Genomic DNA, 13,282 nt, shown 5'->3' with positions numbered 1-13,282 from the left:
GCCCGCACCCACGTGGGCCGCGGGGAACTGGAGGTCGCGTGGACGAGATGGCCTTGGTCGCCGACGACGAACTCGCCCGCACCCGGGTGCGGTTCTTGACCGCCGAAGCGGTCCCCGCGGATACCGTCCGGCCGACGATCCTGGCCTCGTGGCGGCGGTCGCGGGAGTTCCAGGTCGAGGCCGACCGGATCGACCCGCTCTACCTCGGCGACCGGAACCTCGACGTCCCGCTCATGCGCGGCGCCGAACCGGTGCTGCACAAGCTGGGCGAGCAGTTCGAGGGCCAGCCGATCAGCCTCATCCTCACCGACCCCAGCGGCGTCGTGCTCACCCAGCGGACCGGGGACGCCGACCTGGCCCGGCACCTGGAGCGCGTCGAGCTGGTGCCCGGGTTCAGCTACGGCGAGCAGTCCGTCGGCACGAACGGCATCGGCACCGCGCTGGAGGACGGCCGCCCGACGACGGTGTTCGGGCACGAGCACTACGCCGAGCACCTGGAGAACCTGGCCTGCGCGGGGGTGCCGATCCACCACCCGATTTCGGGCAAGAAGGTCGGCGCCGTCGACCTCACCTGCTGGTACAAGGACGCGGGCGGCCTGCTCGTCGCGCTGGCCCGCTCGACGGCCGAGCAGGTCCGCCAGGCCCTGCTGCGGCACAGTGACCTGCGGGAGATGATGCTCTTCCAGGCCTACTTGCAGACCTGCCGCCGGTGGACGGGCATCGTGCTGGCGTTCAACGAGGACATCGTGATGATGAACGACCGGGCCCGGCAGCTGCTCGACCCGGCCGACCAGTCGGTGCTGCTCGGCCACGCCACCGAGGCGCTGGCCGAAGGACGGCGGACCCCGGCGACTCTGTCGCTCTCCAGCGGGTTGCGCGTCCGCGTGTTCTGCCGCCGCATCGAGGGCCGGCGCGAATCCGAGACCGCGGGCGGCGTGCTGTCGGTGAAGCTGATCGACGCCGAGGAGACCCTGGCCGTCCCGACGCCGATGCTGCCCATGTACCTGCCGGGGGTCGTCGGCTCGGCGCCGCTGTGGCTGCGCTGCGGGCACGACCTCGACACCGGCCACCAGCGCGGCGAGTGGGTCGCCCTCGAAGGCGAGGCCGGGACCGGCAAGCTGACCCTGGCGAAGGGCCTGCACCAGCGCCACCACCCGGCGGCCCGGCTGTTGACCGTCGACACGGCGCCCGGCACGGACTGGGCCGCGCTGCCGCGCGAACACGCCCAAGCCCCGATCCGCACGCTGGTGATCCGGCACGCCGACCGGCTGACGGCGCCGGCGGCCACCGCGCTGGCCGCAGCCCTGCGGATCCTGCGCGAGGATCCCCGCGCGCCCTGGGTGGTGGTCACCCTCGTGCCGGAGGCCGAGACCGATCCGGCGCTGGCCGAGCTGCTGAAGTTCTTCCCCCGGACGGTGCACGTGCCGCCGCTGCGCCACCACGTCGAAGACCTCGCGGAGCTCGTCCCGCTGGTGCTGAGCAAGCTCGGCTACGGCGGCAGGCTGACGTGTTCGGCCGCCGCCCTGCACCTGCTGATGCGGGCGGAGTGGCCGGGCAACACCGGCCAGCTCCACCAGGTGCTGCGCAAGGTGGCCCAGCGCCGCCGCGCGGGCACCATCCGCCCCGGCGACCTCCCGGCGGAGTTCCACGCGGTGACCCGGCGGCCGCTGAACCGCTTCGAGTCGATCGAGCGGGACGCCATCGTGCGGTGCCTGGAAGACGCGGACGGCAACAAGGTCAGGGCGGCGAAGCTGCTGGGCATCTCCCGGGCGACGATCTACCGCAAGATCCACGAGTACGGCATCGTGCCGCCGGCCCGGTAGCCGCCGGCATCGATGCAGTGAATGACTCATTCCTGGCGTCGGACGTCAGGAATGAGTCATTCACTGCATGCGGGAGCCCGTGTCGTCCTCCCCCAGGAGAGACGTCACTTCGCCGGCGGGTTCACCGCCGCCGCGACGTCGGCGATCGTCTTCGCGTCGACCAGCCCGGTGTCCTCCAGGACCGTCATGTGGTCGAGGACGGTCTGGTTCGCCTGCGTCGCGTGCCGCCGGATGACGTCGTTCTGCGTGCCGGCCCGGACTTCGGCGATGGTCGCGAAGATCTTGCCGTGCGAGGCGCGGAGCAGGTTCGCGAACAGCTTGTCGAACTCCAGGCCCTGGGCGTCGGTCAGCTGGCGGACCCAGCCCTGCTGTTCGGCGGTGGCCTGGTCCGGCAGCGTCACGCCGAGGATCTTCGCGTCCTCGCGGACGAGCTGATCGAGGTGGGAATGCCCGTCCAGCAGGTGCAGCCCGGCCCGCTTCACCTGTTCGCTGCTGGCGTGGGTCTGCGCGAGGTCGCCCGCGGGGATCTCCCAGAGCCCCGCCTGGCGGACCTTGACCAGGAACGTCTTGTCGAGCTCGGTGACCGGCCCGGCGCCCGCCACGTCGTTCGTGGCCGCGAGCTGGGCGGCCGAACCCGGTTGCATGCCGGCCATGTCGTGCGCCGGGACCTGCGCCTGCGTCGAGCCGGGCGCGGTCTGGGCGCTCGCGTTCAGCACCATGACCGAGCCGATGCCGACCACGGCGAGCGTGGCCACGACGACCAGCGCGGTCCGGGCCTTGGCGCGGCCGGTCATGCCACGGTGATCCGGCATGGTTCCTCCTTCTGATGGCAGTTCGGTACCGGGAACACGGATGCCGTCACGCGGAGGTTCAGCGAAATCCTTATGAATGTCTCACGTGCCAACGGAATCAGTGCAGCGGACAGCCATCGGCCACGAAAAAAGGAAGCGACGGCCGAGCCGGCCGGACACCGCGGCGAACGCCGGGGATGTCCATCTTGACCGATGCTCTTGCGACTGGCAAGTATTGCGCCATGCAAACCCTCGAAGACGCCGGCCCGGACGTGGCCGCCCTCGACAACCTCACCGTGGTCCTGGTCGGGATCGCGTGGGAGTGCGCGCACGCGGCGCCGCCGGAGGTGTCGTTCCCGCAGACGCGGCTGCTGCTGATCCTCGACCGCCTCGGCCGGGTCCCGAGCTCGCAGCTGGCGGCGGCGATGGGCGTCAACGCGTCCTCGGTGACGCGGCTGGCCGACCGCCTGGAAGCCCTCGGCCACGTGGCTCGCGGCCGCAGCCCCGGCAACCGCAGCGTCGTCACGCTGGAGGTCACCGAAACCGGGCACGAGATCGTGGCGCGGATGCTCGAGCGGCGGCAGGCCGCGCTGGGCGCGCTGCTGGACAAGCTGCCGCCGGCGCAGCGGAAGGCCGCGGGCGAGGCGGCCCGGCAGCTGGTGCACGCGGCCGCCACCATCCCGGCGCTCGGCCCGGCGGCGCTGTGAGAAGCCGCCCAAAAGCAGGCCGACCCCCAAGCGACACGTAACCGTTGCCACGAAGTCATTCGGCCGTGACTGTGGTCGGATTGGCACCGATCGGCACTGTGAGTGCCATCCTGGACGGCATGCCGACCCGGTGGACGTGCCCGCGCTGCGACCGCGAGTTCGCGCGCGCCGGCCAGGGGCACACCTGCGTCCCCGGCTGCACGGTCGAGGAGACCTTCGCCGGCAAGGCGCCGTGGCAGCGTTCGGTCTACGACGCGGTGCTCGAGCACCTGCGCACCCTCGGCGACGTCCACGAGGACGCCGTCAAGGTCGGGGTGTTCCTGAAGCGGGACCGGAAGCTGGCCGAGCTGCGGCCGCGCTCGCGGGACGTGCTGGTGTACCTGTGGCTGCCGAGTCCCGTCGAAACGGCCCGCATCGCCCCGGCGAGCTGGGCGAGCGGGCCGCGGGTCGGGCACAAGCTCAGCCTGCGTGCGGTGTCCGATGTGGACGACGAAGTCCGCGGCTGGCTGACCGCGGCCTTCGCCGTCTCCTGAGGTTCAGGAACCCGTGGGTCCCGTCCAGCCGTCGGGCACGTGGCCGATGCGGACCCGCTGCGGGTGGTCGCCCACCGGCACCGAAACGAGCTTCTGCCCGGTCGCGAAGTCGATGGCGGTGACCTGGTCGGCGCCGGCCTCCGAAATCACGCAGGCCTTGCCGTCGCCGCTCACCGTCGCCCAGTACGGCTTCACCGCGGGCACCAGTGTCCCCTGCTGCAGGGACGCGCGGTCGACGACCGTGGCGTAGTCGTCCATGGTTCCGGCGACGCAGAGCTTGGTGCCGGCCGGGTTCATCGACAGGCCGTGGTGGCGTGAGTCGTTGACGAAGGTCTTGCGATCGTCGCTGGTGGCCGGGTTCTTCGGCAGTTCCTTGATCCGGGTGATCTTGTCGGTGGCGACGTCGTACTCCACGAAGCCGTTGAAGAACGACACCTGGAAGTACAGCTTCGACTCGTCCGGGGTGAACGCGACCGGGCGCACGGCGTCCGAAAGGTCACTGCGGCCGAAGGCGTCCAGCCGCTGGCGCATGTCGATCACCTTGACCTGTTGGAACGTCGCGGTGTCGACGACGGTGATGTGCCGGTCCCCCTTGGTGAAGTCCCAGCCCGGGTCGTCGAGGTCGGTGTCGACGTTGCCGATCGACATGTTCCACAGGTACCGGCCGCCGTCGGTGAAGACGTTCTCGTGCGGCTTGTCCCCGGTGGCGAACGAGCCCAACTGCTGGCCGGTGACGATGTCCAGCACGTGCACGGTGTTCGACGTCGAGGCGGAGACGGCGACGCGGCGGCCGTCGGGCGAGACCGCCATGTGGTCGGAGCGGAAGCCCGACACCGGGAAGCGCCAGTTGATCCGGCCGGTCGTCAGGTTGATCGAGACGACGTCGGCGAAACTCGGCCGCGACGCCACCACCGAACCGCCGTCCGGCGTCGTGTACATGTCGTCGACGAACTGGTCGTGCCCTTCGCCGGGCCCGTTGCGGATGCCGAGGAAGAAGGCCAGCTTGATCGGGTTGAGGTAGATCTCCGTCAGGCGCTGGTCCTTGTCGGGGATGATGTTCACCCGCCCGATGCGGGCGAACGAGCCGCGCGACTGGATGACGTCCGCCGTGCCTTCCCAGTTGTTGCCGACGAACATCACCTCCCGCAGGGCGGCCGCGGCGCCGGTCGCCGGCACCGCGGCGCCGGTCGCCAGCAGGGCGACCGACGCGGTGAGGCAGGCCAGGCGCGAGAGGTACGAGCGGTTCCGGCGGACCGGGGGATTGCGCACGGGAGACACCTTTCGACGCTGAAGAGGTGTGGTGACCTGGAGGCGATGGATTTCGCGAAGGAACGGGGTTACTGTCCGGTATTGTCACGATAACCGGCCACCGGAGCCGCTCCGGTAGGGCCGCTCGCCCAACATCGCGGACGCGGTGTTGTGGCCCTGCCACAACGGGAGGGGTGCCGTGCCGGCCTCACCGCTGCTCCGGCAGGTGCTGGACGCGATGGCCGCCGATGACACCGTCGTGAACGAGCTGGTGAAGGCCGCGCGGAGCCAGTCCCCCGCGGTCGCGCGGCTGCCGGAAGCCGAGAACCGGCGGCACGTCCAGTTCCTGCTCTCGGCCGCGTTGCGCGCCACGACGAACCCCGACACCGCGGACTACACCACCGCCGAGGCGCTGGGCGCCGACCGGGCCGCGCAAGGCGTTCCGCTCACCGACCTGCTGCGCGGGGTCCAGGCCGGCCGCACGCTCGCGGCCCGCTTCGCCGTCGAACGCGCGCGGGCGGCGGGCCTGCCCGACGACGTCATCCTCGAGACCATCCTCGACGCCGAGCGCTACACCGGCGCGCTGGAGCGGCACATCGTCAAGGGCTACCACGCCGCCGAGATCCAGCTGTCGCGGACGGTCCGCGACGCGCGGACCCAGCTGCTGCGCACCCTGCTGCTCGCCGGGCACCCGCCCACGCCGGAAGAGCTCCGGCAGGCGGGGCTGCGTCCCGAAGGCCGGTATTCCTGCGTGGTGTCCGACGTCAGCGACCCGGCGCGGGCGCGCACCCTGGAACAGGCGCTGCTCGAGTTCGGCGGGGTGTACGGGCTGGTCGAGGGCAGGCTGACCGGGCTGGCGGCGCGCCCGCCCGCCGGCGTCGCCCTCGCCGACGGGGTCCTGGTGGTCGTCGCGCCCCCGGCCGCGCTGTCCGAGCTGCGGGAGGTGCACCGGCTCTGCACGGCTGCGGCCCGGATCGCCGGCCCCGGTCACCACGACCTCACCGAGCTGGCGGGCGAAATCGCGCTGACGGCCCAGCCGCTTCTGGCGGACCTGCTCACGGCCGGCGTGCTCGGCGCGCTCGACCCGGCCAACGCGTTCCACCGCGAGCTGGCCGCGACGGCGCTGGCCTACCTCGACCACGGCCAGCGCCTGCGCCCCACGGCGGAGGCGCTGCACCTGCACCCCAACACGGTCCGGTACCGCCTCGACCGGCTGGCCGAGCTCACCCCGCTGGCCCTGACGGAGAACAGCTGCGGCCGCGTCCTCGACGCCGTCCGGTCGTGGTGGGCGCTGCACCACTGGCTCGGCGACCGCTAGGGTCACCCGCATGGCCGAACTTCGCCGCATGCCCGCGACCACGTCCAGCGGAGAATGCGTTTTCTGCGCGATCGGCACGGGCCAGGCCCCGGCGGCCTTCGTCCACGAAGACGACGACTTCGTCGCGATCGTCGACCTCCGCCCGGTCACCACCGGACACCTGCTGGTGCTGCCCCGGGCCCACCACGCGGACCTGGCTTCGCTCCCGGCGCCCGCCGGCGCGCGGATGTTCACGATCGCCCAGGCGCTGGCGGCGGCGTTGCGGCGCACGGACCTGCAGTGCGAGGCGATCAACCTGTTCCTGGCCGACGGCAAGGCGGCGGGCCAGGAGATCCCCCACGTCCACCTGCACGTGATCCCCCGCTTCGCGGGCGACGGCTTCGTGATGAACGCCGACTGGCGGGTGCGGACGAAGGAGGAGCTGACGGAGGTCGCGGCGAAGGTCCGGGCGGCGCGTTAGGCCTTGTCTCAGGCCTTGTGATCACCGCGGATACCCGTCGCCGACCCGATCCCCGGCACTGACGGCCGCGTAGTCCTTCAGTTCCAAGGCATTCGCCGCTTCCCGGATCGGGCGGGACATCTGCTCCAGGACGCGGTTGCGGCCCGGCAGGTACGGCATCAGCTTGATCATCCGGGTGTTGAACCACGCGAACGCCCGGGACTGCGGGATGATCCCGCGCAACGCCGTCTTCGCCAGGGCCTGGTTCTTCTCGATGAACGGCCGCATCAAGGCCTCGTACCGGGTCAGCGCCTGCGAAAAGTCCGAAGCCAGCTCGCCCGCCAACACATACGCGCCCACCAGCGCCAGGCTCGTGCCCTGGCCCGAGGCCGGTGACGCGCAGTAGCCCGCGTCGCCGAGCAGCGTCACCCGGCCCGCCGACAGACTGTCCATCACGATCTGGCACACCGGGTCGAAGTAGAAGTCGTCCGCCTCGCGCATCGCCTCCAGCAGCGCCGGGATCTCCCAGCCCAGATCCGCGAACCGGTCCGCCACCAGGTCCTTCTGGCCGTCGACGTCGCGGCGGTCGTAGGTCAGCGGAGGTGCGCTGAACCAGAACGCCGCCTTCGCGTCGGCTGCCCGCGCGGTGCTGTAGACGTTCACCATCTTGCCCGGCGCCGCCGAATGCAGCAGCTCCCAGCGGTCCAGCTCGAAGCTGTTGGGCACCGTCGAGATCGAGATGTAGGCGTCGAAGCGGCGCAGGAAGTCCTCCTCCGGGCCGAACGCCAGGGCGCGGACGCCGGAGTGCAGGCCGTCCGCGCCGACCACCAGGTCGAACCGGCGGGGTGCGCCGTGGGCGAACGTCACCTCGACGCCGTCGGGACGCTGGTCGAGCCCGGTGATCCAGTCGCCGAAGACGTACTCGGTGGTCGAGCGCGTGGCGTCGTGCAGAATGCGGGCCAGGTCGCCGCGCAGGATCTCGGTGTCGTCGCCGTGGCGGAAGCCGAACGTGTCCGCGTCGAGGGTGGCCAGCTGCTTGCCGCGCTTGTTCACGAACGCCGCGCCGCGCATGTCGGTGCTCGCCGCGTGCACCTGCTCCAGCAGGCCCATCCGGCGGACGACGTCGACCGCGACGCCGCGGATGTCGACCTTGTAGCCGCCTTCGCGCAGGCTCGGGGCGCGCTCGACGACCGTGGCGTGGAAACCGTGGTGGTGCAGCCAGAAGGCGAGGGCGGGGCCGGCGACGCCGGCGCCGGAGATCAGGATGTTCTTCGTCATGCCCCGAAGCATCGGCGGGGCCGCTGACCGCTCACGAACCGAGCGCGAACCGCCGCTGACCGGCCTCCTCGACCGCCTGCTCGGGCGGCAGTTCCCGGCCGCGGTCGAACGCCTCGGCGTAAGCCGAAGCGCCGAGGCGCGCCCGGACGCGGTCCGTCACCGACGCGACGTCGGCGTCCCCGCTGACCGGCGCGCCGCGCAGCCCGACCGCCACGCCGAGCAGGAACGCGGCCCGCTCGTCCTCCTCGCGCCCGGCGAGGACGCCGGCCAGCCCTTCGATCGCCTGGGCCGCGCCGGGCAGGTTCGCGTGTTCCAGCGCCGTGGACAGGGCTTCCTGGTGCAGCTCGGTCGCCTCCTCGAGGTGGCCTTCGGCGGCCGCCGTCCAGCCGAAGCCGGTGTGGACGCGGATCCGCGTCTCGCCACCGGTCACCGGATCGGCGGCCAGGGCGAGCGCCGAGGTGTACCAGCGCCGGGCCGCGGCCAGGTCGCCCGCCCGCCGCGCGATCTCCCCCAGACCGCCGCGGGCCCGGGCGAGTGTCACCGGAGTGCCCGCGGCACGCGCTTGCTCGGCGGCGGCGCGGTAGTCGGCCTTCGCGGCTTCGGTGTCCCCCTGTCGCAGGACGCCGTCGGCGCGGCGGCACAGCAGGTCGGCGGCGTCTTCGGCCGCGCCGAGTTCGCCGGCCAGCCGAACGGACTCGTCCATCAGCTCGCGGAACCGCGCGTGGTCGCCGCGCCAGTCGGCGAACTCCGCGAGCTTCTCCAGCGCGCTCGCCTCGCCCCAGCGGTCGCCCAAGGTGCGGAAGGCGTCCAGTGCGGCCGAAAAGTGCGTTTCGGCTTCGGCGATCCGGCCGCGGTACTGCGCGCCGAGGCCGTCGCCGATCCGCGCGAAGGCCCGTGACCACGCGTCCGGGCCGATCAGCGCGGCCAGCCGGGCGCCGTCCTCGGCCTTGGTGCGCGGGGAAAACGCCCACAGCAGGAAGAGGTACGGGTACTCGAGCGGCCCGTCGAGCCGCCGCAGGACCGGCTCGATCGCGACGTCGGTGTCCGACGCCTGGATCGCGCAGACGACGTATTCCTCGGCCAGTCCCGGCGGCGGTTCGGGACCGATCGCGGCGAGCACGGCGTCCGCGATCGGCGGCACCTCGCTCCGCAGGCCGCGCAGCCACCAGTACCAGGACAGCGCCGCGATGAGCCGCAACGCGGTTTCGGGTTCCGAGGCGGCGCTCCAGCGCAGGGCCGCGTGCAGGTCGGCGTGTTCGGCGGTCAGCTCGGCCAGGGCCGTCAGCTGGTCCGCGCCGCGCAGGTCCGGCTCGTGGGCCACCGCGAAGTCCAGGAAGTACTGCGCGTGCGCCGCGTGCCGGTCGTCGCCCTGCTCGGCGCAGAACGCGCGGATGGTCTCCAGCATCCGGTACCGGCCGCCGGCGAACTCGACGAACGACTTCTCGACCAGGCCGGTCAGCACCGCGTCGGCGTCGGGGACGGCGCAGACGCGCTCGACGGCGACCGGCCGGGCGCCGCCGGCGAACACCGCGAACCGGCCGGCCAGCAGCCGCTCCGCCGGGTCGAGCAGGTCCCAGCTCCACTCCACGACACCGCGCAGGGTCCGGTGCCGCGGCTCGGCCGTCCGGTCGCCGCGCGACAGGAGCCCGAACCGGTCGCCGAGCCGCGCGGCGACGTCGTCCACCGGCAGCGACCGCAGCCGGGCGGCCGCGAGCTCGATGGCCAGCGGGAGGCCGTCGAGGGCGGCACAGATGCGGGTGACCGCGCCCGGGTCGGGTGCCGCGCCGGGAGCGACCGCCGCGGCCCGTTCGGTGAACAGCCGGGCCGCGGCGTCGGCGGGCAACGTGCCGACCGGCACCAGCGTCTCGCCGGTCAGGGCCAGTGCTTCCCGGCTGGTGGCCAGCACGCGCAGGCCGGCGCACTCGCCCAGCAGGCGCCGCACCAGCCGCGCGGCCTCGGCGACGACGTGTTCGCAGTTGTCGAGGACCAGCAGCAGCGGCCGGTCGGCGAGCCCGGCCACCAGGCGGTCGGCCGGGTCCGCGGCCGCGCCGGGCGTCAGCACGCCCTGTTCGCGCAGGCCCAGCGCGGTCAGGACGGTGCGCGGGACGTCGGTGGTCGTCGCGAGTTCGACGAAACACACCTCGCCCGCCGCCCGCGCCGCGGCTTCGACGGCGAGCCGGGTCTTGCCCGCGCCGCCCGGTCCGGTGAGCGTGACGAGCCGGGCGTCGCGCAGGGCCGCGGTGAGCCGGTCGAGCTCGGCGCGGCCGACGAACCCGGTGAGCGGCACCGGCACCCGGCGGGCCGGGGCGGGCGCGGCGGCCCGCAGGACGGCGGTGTGCGCGTCCGCGAGTTCGAGCGACGGGTCGGCGCCGAGTTCGTCGGCGAGGCGCTCCCGCATCCGCGCGAACACCGCCAGTGCTTCGGCGGACCGGCCGCTGCCGTGCAGCGCGCGCACGAGCTGGGCGGTGAGGCGTTCGCGCAGCGGGTGCTCGCCGGTCAGCTCCCGCAGCTCGGCGACCAGCCGATCGTGGTGGCCGAGCGCCAGCCCGGCTTCGACGCGGTCCTCGGTCGCGGCCAGCCGCAGTTCCGCCAGGCGGGCCGCGCGCGGCGGGTCGGCGAGCCCGTCGAGCGCGGCGCCGCGCCACAACGCGAGCGCTTCGGTGAACAGCGCCAGTTTCGCGGCGGGATCGGGGGTTTCCCGCGCTTGTGCGGTGAGCCGCTCGAACCGGTGGACGTCGACGTCGGCGGGGTCGACGGCCAGCCGGTACCCGGCGGGGGTGAATTCGACGAGACCGTCGGGCGCGCCGGCGTCCCGCAACCGGCGTCGCAGCCGCGAAACCTGGGACTGGAGCGCTTCGGCCGCGCCCTCGGGCGGGTGCTCGCCGTGCAGGCCGTCGATGAGCCGTTCGGCGCTGACCACCCGCCCGGCATCGAGAGCGAGGAGGGCCAGCAGCCCCCGCAGCTGCGGGCCGCCCAAGGCAACCGGGGTCCCGTCGGGACGGTGGGCTTCGACCGGCCCGAGGATGGCGAACTGCACGCCGACGATTCTTGCCTAGCGCGGGGGTCCGGCGGCCGGCTTTCGGCAAACCGGACCGGCCAGGCTTCGCGAGCACCCCGTGGCCAGCCCCGGCGAACCAGACGGGTCAGTCTCCGGTGATCCGGACCGACCGCTCCCCCGCGCCGAGGAACTCCAGCAGCCGCGCGGCCTCCTCCTCGATCTCCGCCCGCTCCCCCGCCGTGAGCCGGTCGAGCGGCGTGATCTCCAGGCTCGTTCCGTGCAGCCGCCAGTCCGCGCGATAGAAGCCGTCCACCAGCAGCGTTCCCCGCGAAGCGCCGTTGCCGGGCGGCAGCGGGACCCGCCGGCCGGGCGGGAGCACCCGGGTCCGGTCCGCGTGCGACAGCAGGACGTTGTCGTACTCCGGCAGGAACCGCGCCGGCGCCGGGGGGGTCCAGCCGTCCAGGGTGGTGAGCACGGCCGGGCCGGTCGAGCCCCAGACGCCGCGGGGCGGGAGCTGGGCCGTCGGGACGAAGTAGCCGACCGCGTACGAGAGCGCTTCGGCATCGTGGTCCGGCCAGCGTTCGGTGAGGAGCTCCCGCAGCTGCCGCCGGGTGCGCGGCCGTTCCTCGAGCCACGCCCGCCCGGCGGCCGCCACCGCGCCGAGGTCGGCGTCGCCGATGCGGCGGCCGAAGTGGCCGGTGTAGCCGCTCGCCACGACGGGCTGGATCAGCGGCCGCAGGATCCGCGCGTCCTCGGCGAGGACGAGGTGGACCGTCCCCCGCATCAGCGACCCGCGCACGGCGGCCCGCCCGGTGATCAGCGCGGCCAGTTCCTCCGGCCGGAAGCCCGAGATCCGCGTCCACAGCCCGACGTACGGCGCGAGCGGGGCCTGTGCCTGCATCCCGACGAGGTTCCCGAGCATCGTGGCGACCGGCTGCGACGTCCGCTCGAGGAGGTGCTGCCGCGCGAGCAGCGCCCGGTTGAGCGCCCGGACGTTCACGACCGCAGCCCGCGGAAGAACGTGCGGATGTCGGCCACGAGCAGCTCGGGCTCCTCCATCGCCGCGAAGTGGCCGCCGGAAGCGAAGTCCGACCAGTGCGCGATCTTCTCCTCGGGATCCATGATCCGCCGGACCACCGGCGAGCTGTTGAACACCGCCCAGCCCGCCGGGACGTCCGACGGCGCCAGCCAGCCGTGTCCCGAGTGGGCCGCCTCGTACAGGAACCGGGCCGCGCTCGCGCCGCTGCGGGTGAACCAATAGAGACTGACGTTGGTCAGCAGCCGGTCGCGATCGATGCCGTTCCCGCCGGTCCACGCCTCGAACTTCTCCGCGATCCAGGCCAGCTGCCCGACCGGGGAGTCGGTGAGCGCGGCCGCGATCGTCTCGGGCTTGTGCGACTGGAGGTCGAGGTAGCCGCGGCCGGCCCGCCAGGCTTCGCGGGCGGCGTCCAATTCGGACTGTTCGGTCTCCGACAGGTTCTCCGGCAACGGCAGCTGCTCGCCGGCCAGCGCGATCGTGCCGCGGTCGCTGTTGACGTGGGTGCCGATGACGCGGTCCGGGTACAGCGCGGCGAGCCGGCCGGTGACGCCCGCGCCGAGGTCGCCGCCCTGCGCGGCGAACCGGCGGTAGCCGAGCCGGGTCATCAGCTCGGCGAACGCGTCGGTCGTGCGGGCCAGCTCCCAGCCGCGGCCGCTCAACGGCGTCGAGAACCCGAACCCGGGCACCGACGGGACGACGACGTGGAACGCGTCCGGCCCCGGCTCGGTCAGCGGGCCGATGACGTCGAGGAATTCCGCGATCGAGCTCGGGTAGCCGTGGGTGAGCAGCAGCGGGACCGCGTCCGCCCGGTCCGAGCGGACGTGCAGGAAGTGGATGGTCTGGCCGTCGACCTCGGTGGTGAACTGCGGGAACGCGTTCAACGCCGCTTCCTGGGCGCGCCAGTCGTAGCCGTCGCTCCAGTACCCGGCCAGCTCCCGGACCCGGGAGGTGGGGATGCCGCGGGACCAGTCCGGCTCGTCGCCGGGCACGGGCTCGGCGAACCGGGCGTCGGTGAGACGCCCGTGCAGGTCGTCCAGCTCGGCCTGCGGGATGTCGATGCGGAAGGGGCGGATTTCGTTCGTCATGGGAAGCACGCTAGGAGCCATTG

General features: G+C 73.1%; 11 protein-coding genes. 5 read left to right on the top strand and 6 right to left on the bottom strand.

Features of this window, described 5'->3' with window-relative positions:
• Window positions 1–38 precede the first annotated feature (38 nt).
• Window positions 39–1,823, top strand: a complete 1,785-nt coding sequence (locus ISP_RS23135) for a sigma-54-dependent Fis family transcriptional regulator (RefSeq protein ID WP_013226167.1) — start codon at window positions 39–41, stop codon at window positions 1,821–1,823.
• A 104-nt stretch (window positions 1,824–1,927) separates the two neighbouring features.
• Here ISP_RS23135 and ISP_RS23130 read toward each other — a convergent pair whose 3' ends face one another.
• On the bottom strand, window positions 1,928–2,635 hold the full coding sequence (locus ISP_RS23130) for a DUF4142 domain-containing protein (protein WP_013226166.1): 708 nt from the start codon (window positions 2,633–2,635) through the stop codon (window positions 1,928–1,930).
• A gap of 221 nt (window positions 2,636–2,856) precedes the next feature.
• Between ISP_RS23130 and ISP_RS23125 the strand changes: the two genes are divergently transcribed.
• Both ISP_RS23125 and ISP_RS23120 read left to right on the top strand, forming a co-directional pair.
• Window positions 2,857–3,321, top strand: a complete 465-nt coding sequence (locus tag ISP_RS23125) for a MarR family winged helix-turn-helix transcriptional regulator (RefSeq protein WP_013226165.1) — start codon at window positions 2,857–2,859, stop codon at window positions 3,319–3,321.
• Between the two features lie 119 nt (window positions 3,322–3,440).
• A complete protein-coding gene (locus ISP_RS23120; protein ID WP_230468902.1) occupies window positions 3,441–3,854 on the top strand; it encodes a DUF5655 domain-containing protein in 414 nt (137 codons plus the stop codon).
• Window positions 3,855–3,857: 3 nt separating this feature from the next.
• Here ISP_RS23120 and ISP_RS23115 read toward each other — a convergent pair whose 3' ends face one another.
• The gene (locus ISP_RS23115; protein WP_013226163.1) at window positions 3,858–5,123 is read right to left on the bottom strand and encodes a YncE family protein; all 1,266 of its coding nucleotides are present in this window, start codon (window positions 5,121–5,123) and stop codon (window positions 3,858–3,860) included.
• 178 nt (window positions 5,124–5,301) lie between these two features.
• Between ISP_RS23115 and ISP_RS23110 the strand changes: the two genes are divergently transcribed.
• Window positions 5,302–6,420 carry a helix-turn-helix domain-containing protein gene (locus ISP_RS23110; RefSeq protein WP_013226162.1) on the top strand — a complete coding sequence of 373 codons (1,119 nt, stop codon included), beginning with the start codon at window positions 5,302–5,304 and terminating at the stop codon, window positions 6,418–6,420.
• Window positions 6,421–6,430: 10 nt separating this feature from the next.
• On the top strand, window positions 6,431–6,880 hold the full coding sequence (locus tag ISP_RS23105; RefSeq protein ID WP_013226161.1) for an HIT family protein: 450 nt from the start codon (window positions 6,431–6,433) through the stop codon (window positions 6,878–6,880).
• A 21-nt stretch (window positions 6,881–6,901) separates the two neighbouring features.
• On the opposite strand, the gene ISP_RS23100 is transcribed toward ISP_RS23105, so the two are convergent.
• The 4 genes from ISP_RS23100 to ISP_RS23085 all read right to left on the bottom strand — a co-directional run bounded on the left by ISP_RS23100 (window position 6,902) and on the right by ISP_RS23085 (window position 13,268).
• Complete coding sequence (locus tag ISP_RS23100) at window positions 6,902–8,137, bottom strand: FAD-dependent monooxygenase (RefSeq protein WP_013226160.1); 1,236 nt, start codon at window positions 8,135–8,137, stop codon at window positions 6,902–6,904.
• 31 nt (window positions 8,138–8,168) lie between these two features.
• Window positions 8,169–11,174, bottom strand: coding sequence for a BTAD domain-containing putative transcriptional regulator (locus ISP_RS23095; protein ID WP_013226159.1), 3,006 nt, complete (start codon window positions 11,172–11,174; stop codon window positions 8,169–8,171).
• 106 nt (window positions 11,175–11,280) lie between these two features.
• Window positions 11,281–12,135: a DNA glycosylase AlkZ-like family protein gene (locus ISP_RS23090; RefSeq protein WP_013226158.1), complete on the bottom strand. Its 855-nt coding sequence runs from the start codon at window positions 12,133–12,135 to the stop codon at window positions 11,281–11,283.
• Window positions 12,132–13,268 carry an epoxide hydrolase family protein gene (locus ISP_RS23085; RefSeq protein ID WP_013226157.1) on the bottom strand — a complete coding sequence of 379 codons (1,137 nt, stop codon included), beginning with the start codon at window positions 13,266–13,268 and terminating at the stop codon, window positions 12,132–12,134. Before ISP_RS23085 ends, ISP_RS23090 begins: the two co-directional genes overlap by 4 nt.
• Between the last annotated feature and the right edge of the window lie 14 nt (window positions 13,269–13,282).

The sequence above is a fragment of the Amycolatopsis mediterranei genome (genome assembly GCF_026017845.1).
Taxonomy (GTDB): Bacteria; Actinomycetota; Actinomycetes; order Mycobacteriales; family Pseudonocardiaceae; genus Amycolatopsis; species Amycolatopsis mediterranei.
Note: the sequence above shows the minus strand (reverse complement) of the source record. Positions and strands in the feature narration are given on the sequence as shown.